This is a genomic window from Flavobacterium sp. (genome assembly GCF_004295795.1).
Lineage (GTDB): Bacteria > Bacteroidota > Bacteroidia > Flavobacteriales > Flavobacteriaceae > Flavobacterium.
The window spans coordinates 112926-129664 of the sequence record NZ_SEBR01000003.1; the positions used below are offsets into that span (position 1 = coordinate 112926).

11 protein-coding genes are annotated in these 16739 nt (G+C 47.8%); 4 read left to right on the forward strand and 7 right to left on the reverse strand.

What is annotated here, in order from left to right:
- Positions 1-93: 93 nt before the first annotated feature.
- Positions 94-1053, forward strand: a complete 960-nt coding sequence (locus EOO49_RS02940; protein ID WP_290842568.1) for an OmpA family protein — start codon at positions 94-96, stop codon at positions 1051-1053.
- Positions 1054-1123: 70 nt separating this feature from the next.
- Here EOO49_RS02940 and EOO49_RS02945 read toward each other — a convergent pair whose 3' ends face one another.
- Positions 1124-2503, reverse strand: a complete 1380-nt coding sequence (locus EOO49_RS02945) for a PQQ-dependent sugar dehydrogenase (RefSeq protein ID WP_290842570.1) — start codon at positions 2501-2503, stop codon at positions 1124-1126.
- 461 nt (positions 2504-2964) lie between these two features.
- On the opposite strand from EOO49_RS02945, the gene EOO49_RS02950 reads away from it, so the two are divergent.
- Both EOO49_RS02950 and EOO49_RS02955 read left to right on the forward strand, forming a co-directional pair.
- Positions 2965-9618: a T9SS sorting signal type C domain-containing protein gene (locus EOO49_RS02950; RefSeq protein WP_290842572.1), complete on the forward strand. Its 6654-nt coding sequence runs from the start codon at positions 2965-2967 to the stop codon at positions 9616-9618.
- A 167-nt stretch (positions 9619-9785) separates the two neighbouring features.
- Complete coding sequence (locus EOO49_RS02955) at positions 9786-10619, forward strand: tetratricopeptide repeat protein (protein WP_290842573.1); 834 nt, start codon at positions 9786-9788, stop codon at positions 10617-10619.
- Positions 10620-10625: 6 nt separating this feature from the next.
- Here the strand turns inward: EOO49_RS02955 and EOO49_RS02960 are convergent, their stop codons facing one another.
- The 4 genes from EOO49_RS02960 to bioD form a co-directional block, all read right to left on the reverse strand.
- Entirely contained in the window at positions 10626-11132 is a 507-nt protein-coding gene (locus tag EOO49_RS02960) for a hypothetical protein (protein WP_290842574.1), read from the reverse strand.
- A gap of 1 nt (position 11133) precedes the next feature.
- Complete coding sequence (locus EOO49_RS02965; protein ID WP_290842576.1) at positions 11134-12288, reverse strand: beta-ketoacyl synthase N-terminal-like domain-containing protein; 1155 nt, start codon at positions 12286-12288, stop codon at positions 11134-11136.
- 198 nt (positions 12289-12486) lie between these two features.
- Positions 12487-13761 (reverse strand): adenosylmethionine--8-amino-7-oxononanoate transaminase, encoded by a 1275-nt coding sequence (gene bioA, locus EOO49_RS02970; protein ID WP_290842750.1) that lies wholly within the window; start codon positions 13759-13761, stop codon positions 12487-12489.
- Position 13762: 1 nt separating this feature from the next.
- Positions 13763-14383 carry a dethiobiotin synthase gene (gene bioD / locus EOO49_RS02975; protein ID WP_290842578.1) on the reverse strand — a complete coding sequence of 207 codons (621 nt, stop codon included), beginning with the start codon at positions 14381-14383 and terminating at the stop codon, positions 13763-13765.
- 288 nt (positions 14384-14671) lie between these two features.
- Between bioD and EOO49_RS02980 the strand changes: the two genes are divergently transcribed.
- Entirely contained in the window at positions 14672-15754 is a 1083-nt protein-coding gene (locus tag EOO49_RS02980; protein ID WP_290842580.1) for an AI-2E family transporter, read from the forward strand.
- A 157-nt stretch (positions 15755-15911) separates the two neighbouring features.
- Here EOO49_RS02980 and EOO49_RS02985 read toward each other — a convergent pair whose 3' ends face one another.
- A complete protein-coding gene (locus EOO49_RS02985) occupies positions 15912-16325 on the reverse strand; it encodes a hypothetical protein (protein WP_290842582.1) in 414 nt (137 codons plus the stop codon).
- The gene (locus tag EOO49_RS02990) at positions 16322-16738 is read right to left on the reverse strand and encodes a DUF2007 domain-containing protein (RefSeq protein WP_290842583.1); all 417 of its coding nucleotides are present in this window, start codon (positions 16736-16738) and stop codon (positions 16322-16324) included. The genes EOO49_RS02985 and EOO49_RS02990 overlap by 4 nt, the downstream gene beginning before the upstream one ends.
- Position 16739 lies beyond the last annotated feature (1 nt).

Genomic DNA, 16739 nt, shown 5'->3' on the forward strand with positions numbered 1-16739 from the left:
CGCCAAGCGTTGTGCGATGTTCTACCAATCGGCAATTCAACCAAACATATATTGCAGAACCAGATTCCGTAAGCGAATCAAAAAAAATTCAAAATGACCAAGAAAATCTCTGTTGCACTTTTGATGGCGGCACTTTCGATGAGCTGCGTTTCCAAAAAGCTCTACACCGAACTCGAAGACAAGTACGCCAAACTCAAAAAGGAAAACCACGCCCTTGCAGACAAAAACGACGGACTGAACAAAGAGAAAAACCAGCTCGACCTCGACTACAAAAAGCTCCAGGATGAATTGGCCAAGACCAAATCAGACCGCGACAAATTGCAAAACGACTACACGGCCGCTTCGAACAATCTCAAGAATCTGCAGTCTTCTTATTCGGCACTTGAGAAAAACAGCAGCGACGAGCTTCAGTCGAACATGACCAAAAACCGCGAACTTTTGGCCAAACTTGAGGCCAAGGAGAAAGCATTGGCGGCAGAACAAGCGCGTCTTGACAAACTCAAAGGCGATCTTCAGTCAAGCTCGCAGCGACTCGCCGAACTCGAGAATATTATGGCTCAAAAAGACGCGGCGATGAAAAAACTCAAGGAAACCTTGTCAAAAGCACTGAACAGTTTCGAAGGAAAAGGTCTTACGGTCGAACAAAAGAACGGCAAAGTCTATGTTTCTATGGAGAACAAATTGCTTTTTGGTTCAGGAAGTTGGGCAGTCGGAACAGAAGGTCGCCGCGCGGTAACCGAAGTCGGGAAAGTCCTGGGAGTTAATCCTGACATCACCGTCCAGATCGAAGGCCACACAGACGACGTGAAATACCAAGGAACCGGCCCAATCGCTGACAACTGGGATTTGTCCACGAAGCGTTCAACGGCAATCGTGCAGATTTTGCTCGAGAACAAAAACATCAATCCAAGCAATCTCACAGCCGCCGGAAGAAGCCAATTCTCTCCAATTTCAGGCAATGATTCGGTCGAAGGAAAGGCCAAAAACCGTCGCATCGAAATCATCCTTACGCCAAAACTCGATGAGATTTCCAAAATGCTCAACGAGATTTAACCAATAGAAATACAACGAAAAAGGTTCCCCAAACGAGGAACCTTTTTTTATTTGTTTAAGGTGTAAGTTATCAGTCAATGGCCAATTTGGTCTTGTAACTGTTTCCTTGGCTGTCTTCTAGGTAAACGAGATAAACGCCTCTGGCCAGATCGCCCGTGTCGAAATGTCCGGCCATCGTGTTTTCAAGTGTTCTTTGAACGACCATTTTGCCCGTGTTTTCATACAGTCGGAAAGTGGCCGGGAAAGGCAAGTTTGGAGCTTCGAGAAAAACTTCGCCCTCGCTCGGGTTCGGATAAAGTCGCAGTCCGTTTCTTGCAAAGTCGTCTGTGGCCAATGAAGTATCGGTGATCCTGTAGATCGTTCCGCCACCGTTTACATAGATTTCCCCATTTGCACCTTCTCCAAAAGTCATCACGTTTCCGGCTGTCGACAAATTCGTGATCCAGTTGATTGTCGTTCCGCCTGGAGCGATCCATCCGAAATCGCTTGTGCAATAATCTGCAAAAAAGTAGCGTCCGGCGAAATTAGGGTAAGCCGTTCCGCGATAGACGAATCCGCCAGTGATCGAACATCCGCCCGTCGCAGTGTGCGTGTATTGCGTCAATGGCATAGTGAAAGTCGCGATTCCAGGACAACCCGATGTGTTATAAGGAACATTTCCTTCATAACATCTCCAACCCAAATTCTGGCCTGGCGTCAAAGGTGCGCTCAATTTATTGATTTCCTCGACTTCGCCTTGGCCCACGTCGGCTATCCACAAATCGCCTGTTGTTTTATCGAAAGACCATTTCCATGGATTTCTGATTCCGGTGTAGAAAATCTCATCATTTCCGGCGATTCCAACGTAAGGATTTCCAGACGGAATTCCATAAGGAGAAGCCGAATTTACGTCGATGCGCAACATCTTCCCAAGGTTTTGGCTCAGATTCTGAGCGTTGTTCGACGTGTCGCCTCCGCCTCCGCCATCGCCTGTTCCTATATATAGGAAGCCGTCCGGGCCAAAACGCAGTGTTCCGCCGTTGTGGTTCGAATTGGTTGGGTGCAAGACTGTGATTATTGGCGTTCCTGTCGTCGCATCGGCTACATCTGGATTTCCGCTGACCGTGTAACGCGAAATCTGGATCGCTCCATCTCCGGCTCTTGTGTAATAGACGTAAAAGTAACCGTTGGTCGCGTAGTTCGGGTGAAAGGCGAGTCCAAGCAAACCGCGTTCGCCACCTGTGGCAATCGTCGTATTTGTAAGCGTCAGAAAGGCCGTAGGATTTATGGTTCCCGTTACCGGATTCAGTATTCGGATCGCGCCTCCTTGTTGTACGACGAAAAGGCGTGCGTCGCCAGCATTTTCAATTGCGACAGGATTCGTAAATCCTGACGCCACGGTCGTAAGCCCTACAGTTTGGGCAAATGACCCGAAAGTAGTAAGCAGTAAAATAGATAGAAGTGTTTTCATGGCTGTCATTTTTTAGGTTGAGATAAAGTTAACTCGAAATGCTCATTGAAAATAGCATTTACATATTTCAAGTTTACATAATTTACTGTAATACAGAATTCTAAGCTTAATCTAACGTCGCGACGTCGTCAAATTATCGATAAAGTGCAATCTATCATCGATGAACGGTAAATAATTTGTAAGGTATTTCTTTATTATGTAAAAATTCTTTAAAATTTGTAAAAAAAGTTTTCACAGGTTTTATTTTTTGATTATCAGGTAATTAGCCTTATTTAGGCCGAACTACAACGTAATAGTTTGATGTAGGAAAATAGTTACCATTAAAGTTTATAGTTGCAGTTTATCGATGTTTATCTACATTTGGTCGATGATTTCAAATTTTGGGAAGAAGTCACACTAAAACCGAAACAAACAAAAAGCCGTAAGAGATAAGAGCCTTACAAACAAGTTCAACCTATCCTATGAAAACAATCTACTCTTCTGAAGTGGTGGCATCGAGGAAACACAGCTTTTTCGCAGTGATGATGCTAATGCTACTTACCAGTGTCACAGCGTTCGCGCAATGTCCGACACCGCCAGGTTCACCAGCTGCTTATGGCACAGGATCGTGGATCGGCTACGTCTACAACGGACTCGACACGAACAATCCACCGCAAAATGCGTTTACGGCCGGCAATTATCGCGGCTACATTACGCAATCGGAACAATTCGATTACGATTTGGGCAACGGAGCGCCAACAGCATCAACCGTTTGCGGTTCGTATGCCGATTCGTTCTCGATAAGATATCGCATGACCAAAAACTGGCCTGCCGGTTATTACCAAATTACGATTGGTGGTGACGACGGCGTGCGTTTGAGTTTTGACGGAGGCGCCACGTGGACCATTTCAGACTGGAACTACCATTCTTACCAAACGGCCACTGTCATGGTTTATCTTTCAGGAAACCGCGATATGGTTTTGGAAAGCTACGACCAAGGCGGACAGTACCGCGTGAGCTTCAACTACACATCTTGCGGTCCAGCTTCAACTGCGCCAAGCGGAATTTCGGGAACAAACGCGATCTGTAGCGGGAATTCCACGACGCTTACAGCGACAGGAGCAACTTTGGCTGCAGGCGGCGTTTACCAATGGGGAACGGGAACAGTTATCGGAAACAACATCATCGCCGGACAAACCGGAGTCTCCATCACGGTCGCTCCAACGGCAAACACGACATATTGGGTAAGAATCGTCGATGCGGCACCTTGTAGCATCAGATCGGCTGGTGTTACGCAACAAGTTACAGTTACGCCAGTCTCTACTGCGCCAACGTCAATTTCGGGAACCGCAACAATTTGCGCCGGAACTTCCGTGACGCTTACCGCAACTAGCGGAACTCTCGCCACAGGAAGCGTTTACGAATGGGGAACAGGAACGGTCGGAAGCAACGTGATTGCGGGTCAAACCGGAGTTTCGATTTCGGTTGCGCCAACAGCTACGACCACTTATTGGGTTAGACGCGTAAATGCAAACGGATGCGGAAGCACAGACGCAGCAACAGGAACGGTAACGGTAACAAGCGCTCCGGGCGACGCTACATCTTACGGAACAGATTCATGGATCGGATACGTATATTCCGGAATGGACGGAGCGAATCCGCCGGTGAACGCTTTCGTGACTTACAGAGGCTACATCACGCAACCGGAGCAATTCGATTACAACTTGGGAACGGCTGCGATGAGCGCGGCAAACGTCTGCGGAACTTACGCAAGCAACTTCGCGATCCGCTTCAAGATGACCAAAAACTGGACGCCAGGTTATTACAGATTCACCGTTGGAGGTGACGACGGCTACCGTTTCTCTATGGACGGCGGCGCAACGTGGACACTTTCCAACTACGTCGATCACTCCTACACTTCGTCTACGACAGCTCAGATTTACCTTAGCGGAAGCCAGAATTTCGTGATCGAATTCTACGAAAGAGGAGGCGATACCCGCGTGACTTTCAGTTATGTCGCTTGTACCGATTTTTCTTCGGCTCCAACTTCGATCTCCGGAACGACGACAATCTGTAACGGAACTTCCACGACGTTAACTGCTACTAACGGATACGCCGGAGCGTTCGCCACTTACCAATGGGGAACGGGAACGACCGTAGGAAACAACATCATCAACGGACAAACTGCGGTTTCGATCACGGTTTCCCCGACTGCAAATACGACTTATTGGGTGCGTCGCGTCGACGGAACGCCGTGTAATCTTACAACCGGCGGCGTTACACAACTTGTAACTGTTACGCCATCATCTACAGCTCCAACGGCGATCAGTCCGAACAACAGCACGATCTGTACCGGACAAAGCGTCACCTTGACTGCACAAAACGGAACTTTGGCGGCGGGAAGCGTTTACGAATGGGGAACAGGAGCGACAGGATCGAACGTAATCGCCGGACAAACCGGAATTTCGATTTCGGTTTCTCCATCGGCTACGACAACTTATTGGGTAAGAAGAACCGGTCCATCGCCTTGCGGAACAACGAATGCCGCTACGACGACAGTTACGGTGAATCCGGCTTCGACCGCACCTACATCTATCTCTGGGACAAATTCACTTTGTAATACAAACGGTGGTGTAACTCTTAGCGCAGATGGAGGAACGGCTGCGGCCAACTCGACTTACCAATGGGGAACGGGATCGGTTGTGGGAACAAACCCTTTCGGCGGAAACGGACAAACGCAATATGTAAATCCGAACACAACAACAGTGTATTGGGTAAGAAGATACGATCCGTCTTGTAACACTTACACAAGTGGTGTTACAGTAACGGTTTACAAAGGTTCAACCGGCCCTTACAGCATCGCCGGAACAGGAACAGTCTGCGCCAACACGGCCACGACTTTGACCGCTCAAAACGGAACGCCTGGAACGGGAAGTGTTTACCAATGGGGAACAGGAAACGTTGGAGGCGCGAATGTCATCGCAGGTCAAACGGGCAATCAGATTACCGTTACGCCATCGGCTACGACCACTTATTGGGTGCGTCTTGTAGATCAGGGAACTTGTCCGGGAACGGCTGCGGTTTTCTTCACAGTAAATACTTACACCGCACCGACTGCGCCAACTTCCATCACGGGTCCATCTGTTCTTTGTTTTGGACAAGGTGGCGGAAACCTAACGGCAAACGGGGCGACAACAGGAAGCAACGGACAATACCAATGGGGAACGGGAGCTGTAGGAAGCAACGTTTTTGCAAACTACAATCCGGTTTACATCAACCCTAGTGTAACTACTACTTACTGGGTTCGTATGTACGATCCAACTTGTAACACTTATTCTGCTGGAGTTTCTTACACAGTAACTGCAAACACGGCTTCGACCAATCCTGGAACGATCACGGCGACTTCGACTACGGTTTGTAGCGGAAATTCGGTAACGTTGACAGCCAGCGGCGGAACCGTAGGAACAGGCTCGGTCTACAATTGGGGAACAGGTTACACGGTAGGAAACAACGTAATCGCCGGAGAAACCGGGGCATCGATCACGGTTTCGCCTACGACACAAACAGTTTATTGGGTCAGAAGAATGGATCCGGCGCCTTGTAATACACAAACGCAAGGGCCAACGATCGTCATCAACGTGAACGGAAACTCGTCTGCGCCAACAAGCTTTACCGCTGCGAGCTATTTGATCTGTTCTACCGGAAATACCAACCTTACAGCAAATGGCGCGACATTGGCAACTGGCGGACAATACCAATTCGGTTCGGGAGACACACCAGGACAAAATATCCTTGCTACACAAAACAACGCGACTTATAACGTGTCACCTAACGTGACTACGACATATTGGGTCCGCACGATCGACAATGCTTGTTCTGCAGCTTCATCGGCTTTGTTCTTGACAGTCAATGTGAGCGTGAGATCTACAAGTCCTACGGGAATCAGCACGACGGCTACGACAATTTGTAGCGGAAGTTCGGTAACGCTTACAGCCACAGGAGGCGCACTAGGAACTGACGGCGCTTACCAATGGGGATTTGGCGGAGTAGGAAACAACATCATCGCAGGAGAGACTGGCGTATCGATCATCGTTTCGCCAACGAGCACGCTAACTTATTGGGTTCGTCGCGTAGACACCGCGCCGTGTAACTACACTTCGAATTCGGCAACGAGACAAATTACGGTAACGGCTCCGGCCACGGCTCCAATGTCAATTTCGGGCGCTCCGACTGCGACAGTTTGCGGTGGGCCAAGCTACACGCTTACAGCTAACGGCGGTGCTGGATCGACTGTTTTCGAATGGGGAACAGGAACGGTAGGAAGTAACGTCATCGCAGGTCAAACCGGCAATCAGATTACTGTTACGCCATCGGCTACGACCACTTATTGGGTACGTCGCGTGCAGCAAACGCCTTGCTCGGGCTATACTTCGGCAGCGACCGTGACAATCAACATTACGGCAGTTCCGGGTAACCCAAGTGTTTTCGGAACCAACCAATGGAATGTCTACGGATACGCAACAGGCGACATTAACCTGACAAGCGCGATCTACGCCGGATATTACATCCAAAACGTATTGAGTTTCGACACACAAAACGGAACCAACAGCTGGAATACGAACAATTCACCATCAAGCTCAGCCGGATGGAACGGATGTTCTGTGCCAAACGACAACTTTACTTTCGTCTACAAACGAAAAGGTTTCCCTTGCGGAACTTACTCACTGGCGTTGGCCAACTGGGATGACGAAGTACGAGTTTTCGTAGACGGAACACTTGTCTTCTCGTGCAACAACTGGAATGGAGGCGGCGGCTGCAACAACGGTATAATCACCGGAAGTTTCAACCTCACAGCTTCATCTGAAATCGAGGTGCGTGTTAGGGAATACGGCGGAGGCGCGAACCTCAAAATGGATTTCACCAAAACCGACGTCCTTTCGACACAACCAACAAACCTTACGGCAAACGGAACGCCATCGTGTTCCGGAGCGACAGTAACCTTGACGGCCAGCGGCGGATCGACCGGAACAAACGGAACTTTCCAATGGGGAACAGGCACGGTAGGATCGAACATCATTGCCGGAGCGACAACAGCTTCGATCAACGTGAATCCAACAGCCAACACGACGTACTGGGTTAGACGCATCGATTCGCTTTGCGGACAGACAACTGCGGCCGTGACTTACAACGTGGTCGTTCCTGCGCAAAACCTCGGAACACTGTCGGCCAACCAGATCGTTTGCCGCAACTCTACGCCTCAAAACGTAACGCTTACCGGAAACTCAGGATCGGTCGTACAATGGCAAACCGCCGACGATGCTGCCTTCACGGTGAACGTCCAAACGATAAACAATACGACCACGACGCTTACGGCTGCCCAAATCGGAAGTGTGGCTGTAACGAAATACGTAAGAGCTGTCGTAAACGGAGCTTGCGGAGTCGGGACTACGGCTTCAATGACAATCACGGTGCCTGGAATCGTCACTTACAATGGAACTTGGAACGGAACGCCGTCCCAATACACGCCAATCGTCGTATCGGCTAACTTGACGATCAGCTCGAACATCACGGTCTGTGCTTGCCAAGTGACAAACAACGCGGTAATCACGGTACAACCGAATGCGACTTTGATCGTACAGCGCGAGGTCATTATCGATCCGAATGCAAACATCATCGTGGAGAACACAGGAAGCGTGGTGCAAATCGAAGACTCTGCGGCCAATACCGGTATCGCTACGGTTAAGAGAAACAGTGCTCCAATGAAAAACTTTGATTTTACATACTGGTCGTCTCCGGTTCAAGGTCAAACGTTGCACAACTTGTCTCCGCTAACGAGATTCGACAAATATTACAGCTTCAATCCTGTCACGAATGCCTGGGTAACCCATGTGAATGGTGTGCAGGTTATGGCTCCGGGATTGGGCTATATAGTGCGCGCACCACTTGACTGGAGCGTGACCAATGCTGTCGGCGGTCGCTATCCGGCCACTTTCATCGGAACGATGAACTCTGGAATCATCTCGACCCCATTCAACAAAGGTGCGGGTACTTTCAACCTGATCGGGAACCCTTATCCGTCGGCAATCGATATCGATTTGTTCCTGACAGATCCGGCAAACTCGAACCTGGTCAACGGCACGATTTACCTTTGGACGCACAACACGGCCGTAAGTGCATCCACGCCAGGCGGAGCACAATACAACTATACTGCCGACGATTACGCCAAATACAACTTGACGGGCGGTGTAAGAACGGCGAATCCATCGATCAGCGGCGGAGCCGAACCAACAGGTAAAGTTGCCTCAGGTCAAGGTTTCTTCATCGAAACAAGAGCCGGTTTGGCCAACGGAAACTACAATGTGAGTTTCAGGAACGCCATGCGTGTCGCCAACCAGAACGGCCAATTTTTCAGACCGGCAGCCGATCAGTCGCTATCGACGACGCAAACCGAAGGTCTCGAAAAGCACCGCGCTTGGCTGAGTCTTCACAACGCTGACGGAGCTTATGACCAAATGCTTGTCGGATACATCGAAAGCGCCACGAATGAAAAAGACCGTTTGTTCGACGGGGAAATCTTCAACGGCGGAAACTTCGTGAGCATGTACACGATTTTGGGAACTGCCAAGCTTTCGATCCAAGGACGTGCTTTGCCCTTCGATGTAAACGATGTGATTCCTGTCGGATACAAATCGTCTGTAGCCGGAACGTTCACGATCACGCTCGAGCATTTCGACGGCCTGTTCGACAACCAAAATGTGTACCTCTTGGACAAATCGGACATGAGTTACCACAACCTGAGTGAAGCCGAATATTCGTTCACGACGGCCACGGGAACGTTCAACGCTCGTTTCGAGTTGCATTTCCAGACATCTGCTTTGGGAGTTGGCGATCATACACCAGACGCAAACACAGTGTACATTGTCAAGAACGACAAGCATATCGAGGTAAGCTCAGGAAATTACAACATGACCAACATTGCGATCTATGACCTTACAGGCAAGCTCGTGTATGACAAAAAGGACATCAACGCGACTTTGTTCAGCACAAAAGACATGAACATCGCAGCCCAAGTCCTGATCGTAAAAGTCACTCTTGACAACGATGCGGTCATCACCAAAAAAGTTATCATGTATTAAAGTATAGAATTTGAATAGGTTGTTTTTAGTTGTTTTAGTTTAGGAAAGAATCCCGTCACCCCAAATGGCGGGATTTCTTTTTTACCCGAATTTTGACTTTCGGATAGTGTCGCATCGGTGAAAAATTTAAATTGCGATCAACCTAACAACATCGCTATGAAATTCCTATGTCTTTTTTCGGATTGCTTTTCTGCAACGTCCACGCGCAAAATCCTCTCGTATTCAATAAGACGAACTTGCAATCGGAAGACAAATGGGTTGTGTATCCGACGAAAGTCGAAGGCACTTACGCGTTCGGATTCATTTTCATCGACCCAAAAGACGGACTGATTTTCGCATTCGAAGACACGTTCAAAATTGATGGGAACGGAAAATTCGAGAGAATTCCTTCTGCGAGAATCCCTAATTCAGGCAGGGCGATCGTCAAGATTCAACCTGACGAGACGCAGTTGGCCGAAATCCCCGAATTGAAATTTGAGGAACTCGGAATCGACAAGACGCCAAAATGGCTCGTCAAGTTCAAAGAAGGTGAAAATACGGCTGCCTACCACTATCGCCGCGGTTATCTCTTCAACGAATGGAAACAGTTCGACAAGGCATTGACCTATTTGGAAACCGCTGACAAACTCGATCCCAAATATAAAGGCCTGCAAACAGAATTGGCCTTTTCCTACAATGCTCTTGGCAAGCACGACAAGGCCGAAGCCGCGCTAAAGAAAGCAATCAAACTTGACCCGAACGATTGTTACGCGCTGAAAGAATTGGCCTACACTTACAATTCAACTGACAAACTCGCCAAGGCAGAAGAAATCTACAAAACCATGAAAAACTGTGAAGGCCAGAAATATCTTATGGAAACGGCCCAAAATCTCGCCTACCGATATTTTGAGAAAAAGGACAAGAAGAACTTCGACAAATGGGCTTCAGAAACACGCAAGTACGATACGAATCCGCAGTATTTGAAAAATGTCGACGAAATGGAAAAGCAGTTAAAAAAGTAAGTAAGTCTACGACTGAATCGGCACCAGATTCTGATCCAACCAAACCTTGTCGCGGGAAGTCGCATCCAAAACATCGATATTCAAAGCCGTTGCGATGTGTTTGGCTTTGGCGAAAGCATCAGACTTGTCTGTTGTACTGAAAAAAGTAATGTGTTTGTTTCCGTAAAACACGTTCAGGACGATAATATTCGCCGAAACATCGGTCGAAATCGAGGCGTAACGAACAGTTTGCGTCTCTTTTGTGGTGAATACCGAAACGTAATCAAACGCAGGATTCGGCTTCCAGTTCCCGAATTTTATGCCAACGACAAATTTCGTTTCCCGATACATTTTCGAATTCAGATCCAATTCCGCTCCATTTGTCCGCAAAGCCGAAACGCCTACGCAAACCCAAAAAATAAAGCCGATGGGATTATTGCTCACAAGTAGGAAAACGGCGAAAAGTCCACATAAGACTCCGAGCAGTATTTTCCAGAAAGAAAGGTGTTTTTTGTAAGAAATTATTGCAGACATATCAACGAATTTGAACCACCACACTCACCGCATTCCCACCAAATCCGACGGCGTTGACCATGATTTTTTTCAAACGTAGCGATTTTTCCGTCAAGCGGAACGGCGAGCCTATAAATTCCTGTTTCTGTAGCATCAAAACCGCCATTTCCACACTCAAAATCCCCGACGAACCAAACGTATGTCCGGTTTGCCATTTATTGGTCGTAAGTTGCGGTTTGTGGTTTCCGAAGACTTTTTCGATGGCGCGCAATTCCGTAAGATCGCCTTTTATCGTGCCCGGAGCGTGCATGACGATCGCGTCGATTTCGCTCGGATGCATTTCTCCCAAAGCCATTTTCATCGACTTTTGGAAACAATCGGCTTCGGTTGAGATCGAGGTGTTGTGTTCGAGGATTTCCGTCGCGTATCCGATGCCCGAAATTACCGCGATCGCCTTGTTGGACAATCCTTTTTCGAGACAACAGATTGCCGCGCCTTCGCCCAAAATCATCGAATTTTTGTCTTTGTCGAAATCCATCGCATGAGACGGAAATTTGCCTTCTTCGCGAGAATAGATCTTCAAGGCTTGCATTTGTGCGATCGTGAAAGGCGTGAGTGGCGCCTCGCTTCCGCCGACCAGAAACTTGTCGGACATTCCGGAATTGATCCAGGCGATTCCGTTCAAAAGTGCGTGCAACGAAGTGGAACACGTGATGGAGTGCGAGATTTCAGGTCCGTCAGATTGCAGATCGTGCGCAACCCAGGACGAAATGTTTCCCAAGGTCGTCGTCGGCGAAGCCAAAGTCGCGGCTTTTCGGTTCTCGAGAAAATCCTCGAAGTGTTTTTCGAACAATCCGGTCGCCCCACGTGATGAACCGATGTTTATTCCGAAAGTATCGTCTTTGCTCCATCCGGCTTTTTCGACCGCTTTTCGCGAAGCCAAAATGGCAAACAAAACCGAATCATCAAGCGAGCGATATTTGTTGTCGGAATTCTTGAGGACGGAAATCCCGCGTTTCAAATCTTCGGACAAAAACGCGCCCCAAGCCAGATTCCCATTGAAATCGGCTTTGGAAAAAAGTGGTTTTCGAGACAGATAACTTTCCCAAACGGAAGCATCCGAATCGCCCAAAGGAGAAACCGACGCTAGCGAAATTATGGAGACAGGTGTGAACAAATCAGGGATTTTGCAGTTAATCGAATGTCAACAGTCACATTTGGAACAACATTCGGATGACGAATCGCAGCTTTTTACCAATGAAAGGCGCGATTCAAAATCCACGCAAAAATACGGTAAAATCATCGGTTTTTGGTCAGATTGAGTTGGCAAGTCAAGATTGATTCGAGTTCCGATTTTCGACGAATTCTTACGGCATCAAGCAATTTCGTCCAGCGCTTTTTCGATAATCGAATACACGTTTTCCAGCTGTTCATCAGTCATCACATAAGGCGGAAGCACGTAAACGATATTGCCGACCGGACGCAAAATCACACCGTTTTCAATAAAGAAATCATAGAGTTTGTTTCGCAGTTCGCCATAGTAAGCCGATTCGCCATCGGTTTTGATTTCGAGCGCCATGATCGTTCCCAGCACGCGCGAGGCTTTGACTTTCGGATGTTTCGCGATCCTATCCGCAAATGCCGATTGCGTTTTGTTTATCCGAACCAAATTCATCTGGATTTCTTCGGATTTCAGAAGTTCGAATGCCGCAAGCGCCGCGGCACAACCGGTTGGATTCGCGGTAAAAGTATGTCCGTGGAAAAGCGCTTTGTTGATGTCATCCGAATAGAAAGCGTCGAAAACATCGTTCGTAAAAGTCGTGATCGCCATCGGAATCGTGCCGCCGGTCAACGCTTTCGACAGACAGATCGCGTCCGGCTGTTGCGTCAGGTAATCGCAAGCGAAATTCTTTCCGGTTTTTCCGAAACCCGTCATGACTTCGTCGGCAATCGTCAAAACGTCATTTTGTCTGCAGATTGAAATCAATTCGTCCAACACATTGGGAGCATACATGACCATTCCGGCCGCGCCCAAAATCAGAGGTTCAAAAATAAAGGCTGCACAATCGTTCTCTGAAATGACTTTTTCCAATGCCGATTTCGAGCGTTCCTCGTTGCCAAAAGTCGGAACCGGAATCCGGACAACGTCGATAAACATGCCCTTGAAAGCTTGCGTGTACAACGAAATTCCGCTCGCCGCCATAGCGGCAAACGTGTCGCCGTGAAACGCATCTTCGAACGCGATTATGGTTTTTCGCAGCTGGCCTTTATTGAAAAAATATTGCAACGAAGCTTTAATCGCGACTTCCACCGCTGTCGATCCGTTGTCTGAAAAGAAAACTTTCCCTTGGTTCGGCGGCAACATTTCGAGCAATTGTTCGGCGACTTTTATCGCGGGCTCGTGCGTGAATCCGCCAAAAAGGACGTGTTCCAAAGTCGTCAGTTGCTTGTAGATCGCATCGGCTATGAATTTGTTCGAATGCCCAAAAGGATTCACCCACCAAGAGGCGATCGCGTCGAGATATTCCTTTCCGTCAAAATCCCAAACCAGCGCGCCTTGTGCCTTTGCGATTGCCACGGGCGGTTTTGCGGTTTTGTGTTGCGTGTAAGGATGCCAAATGTAGGCGGCGTCTTTTTCGATGAGGTTCATATTAGGCATTTAGGATGTTTTGCCGGAATTCATCGGCATAATCGGCAATCACTTCCCGATCGAAAAACGGTTCATTCGCGATACGTCCGATCATTTTCAAACCCGTTTTGTCGAGGATAATTTTTTCTGTGGATGCGAATTCGTCTCCGGAAAATATGATTCCCGCGATGTTCGCCTTTTGGTTTTTCAAGGCTTCGATCGTCAATAAAGTATGGCTGATGCTTCCCAGATAATGACGTGAAACGACGATCACTTTGTAATCGGGTTCGATCAAATCTGCAATTGTGTCTTTTTCGTTCAATGGCACGTAAAGTCCGCCTGCGCCTTCGATTACCAAATGCTCGTTGTCGAATTTTGGCTCGGATATTTTGTCGAGGTCGATTCGGATGCCATCCAGTTCGGCAGCCAAATGCGGACTCGCGGGCGTATTTAGCGCATAAGAATTCGGATGGATTTTCGTCTTGTCGTTAGAAACGTATTTCCTGATTTTGTGAGAGTCGGAATTGTCTAGATCGCCCGCTTGGATCGGTTTCCAATAGTCGGCTTCGAGCGCTTGTGTCACGATGGCCGAGGCGACTGTTTTTCCCACTTCGGTCGAGATTCCGGTGATAAAAAACTTCATACTCCAAAGATACCGATTGCAATTTTAGCGAAGGTCAAAATGAACGCCGTTCCAAACCTTTAACAATTTTTACAGATTTTCTGTAATTGAAGCTCTAATTTTTTCAGTACGGAAACACATCGGCCCTTCCCCGATGACAAGGTCGCAATTTTCACGCTATCCGAATTACAGATAAAATGTACATTTTGTTAAATGAAGGTGTTGCCATCCAAAAAATCCAATCTGAAAAAATCGCACAATCGTACACTCACTCATTTTTCGCTACATTTAGTAGCACAACGCAACAACATGAACCGAACCGCAATTCCGCCTTACGTCAAATTCGTCTTTTTGTCGCTTTTGATCATCATCATCGTTTTTTTCATGGTCATGGCCAAAAAAATCCTGATTCCATTGATGCTTTCGGCGTATATCGCCATGTTGCTGACGGCGTTTTGCAACAGGCTCGAAAAGCACAAAATCCCGCGTTCGCTGGCGGCATTTATCGCGCTTTTGCTGGCTTCGGCTTTCCTTATCGGATTTTTGTATTTCGTCGTGACGCAAGTTGGCAGTTTTACGCAAGATGTCGAGTCGAACATGCAGGCGAATTTGGACAATTTCGTAAAAAATATCGACGCCTGGGTGCAAAACAAAACGGGTTTTGACATGCAGATGGAACGCGGATTCGACCTCAAAAAAATCTTCAGTCTGGTACAATCGGACGACAAGGCGCTCACCGATTTCGTATTCAAGGCCTTGGGAACGCTGTCAGACATTGTCCTGCTTCCTGTTTTCATCTTTTTCCTGCTCATTTATCGCGACCATTTCGCCGCTTTCGCCAGCAAGGTTTTCAAGCGCAGAAACGATTCCGATCTATTGAAACAAATTGCCGATGTCAGGAAAGTTGTCCACAATTACCTCGTCGGAGCCGGAAAAGTCATGCTGATTTTGGGCGTCGTGAACACGGGAATCTTGTTCGCTCTCGGAATAAAGCACGCGATTTTCTTCGGAATGCTCGCCGGTTTCCTGAACATAATCCCTTATCTCGGTCCGACTTTGGGAGCGATTTTGCCGTTCATTTTCGCGTTGTTGACCAAAGACAGTTTGTTTTATCCGGCGGCTGTCGTCGTGGCCTTCACGTTGATTCAATTGCTTGAAAGCGCTTATCTGACGCCAAGAATTACGGGCGCGAACGTGAATCTGAACGCGTTCATAACCTTTATCGGATTGCTTATCGGTGGCGCGATTTGGGGAATTCCGGGTATGATTTTGATCATTCCGACCATCGCGATTCTCAAGAAACTTTTCGAGCTGAGTCCGGAAACCGAACCTTATGCTTATTTGTTTGGGGAAGAGAATCCGAAGTGGTTTCGCAAACGGAAAATTTCGTGATTAACGCCAATCAAATTTGACCCTGTCACTGTTTAAAACCCTGACAGGGTTTATAACCCTGACAGGGTTAGAAAAGTAAGGAAGTCGAACCCACTTCGATTACAGATTTCACGTAAAAAATGTTAAAAGTGAACCGACTGAATGTCAGAAAAAAAAGTCAGTCCCGAAGTGAAATCGAAAGTCTGTCGTTGCGGAATTTGTCGTCCGAACAGTCAATCGGAACGAGAATTTGCTTCGAACGATCATAAAAATAAGTCGCACACAAATCCGATTCCGCACTTTTTGTTTCAAAGAAAACCGTGTCTTTTTCAATATGGAATTTCCCGTAAGATTCGTCGATGAACGCTTCGTCGGGCGGAAGATAAAACGTGGAATCGCTGTAAAGTTTGACTTCGTAAGCGATCATTCCCTGGGTTTGCTGGCAAAGTCCTATTTGGGTTTTGGACGCGAAGCGCTTTTCTTGGTTTGTGCAACAGATTGTGGTTAGTGCTAGTGTTGCTGCGATTGTTTTGGTGGGCGCGAAGTCTGTGACTTTGCGACGGCGTTTGCGAGTCTGTGACTCGCTTTTCATGATTTTTCCATGCCGAATTCGTGTCCGCACACCGAACATTTGTAGTGATGGTTCGCATACAATGGCAATCCGCCCAAAAGCGCCGAACCGATCAAAGCGAGAAGCGTCTTTTTTTCGCGTGCAGAAGTCACCATTTCGACCTTGTGTTCGTGACATTTAGGACACTCGACCTGCTCGCCGTTTTCGTCGATCGAGAATTGCGTCACTTCAGATAAAACCGCTTTCGCCGATTCAAAATCCTCAGATTTCACAAACAGTTTCACGCCGCCCACTGCATTGCTGACCAAAGGATCGGCATCGACAGTATGATTGTCGCGCACGAAAACGTCTATGCCACGCGACTCAAGCAAGCCCTTGAAAATTTGTGCTTCGGACGAATAGGTGTAAGACGACAAAAAAGCGAATTCATCCATG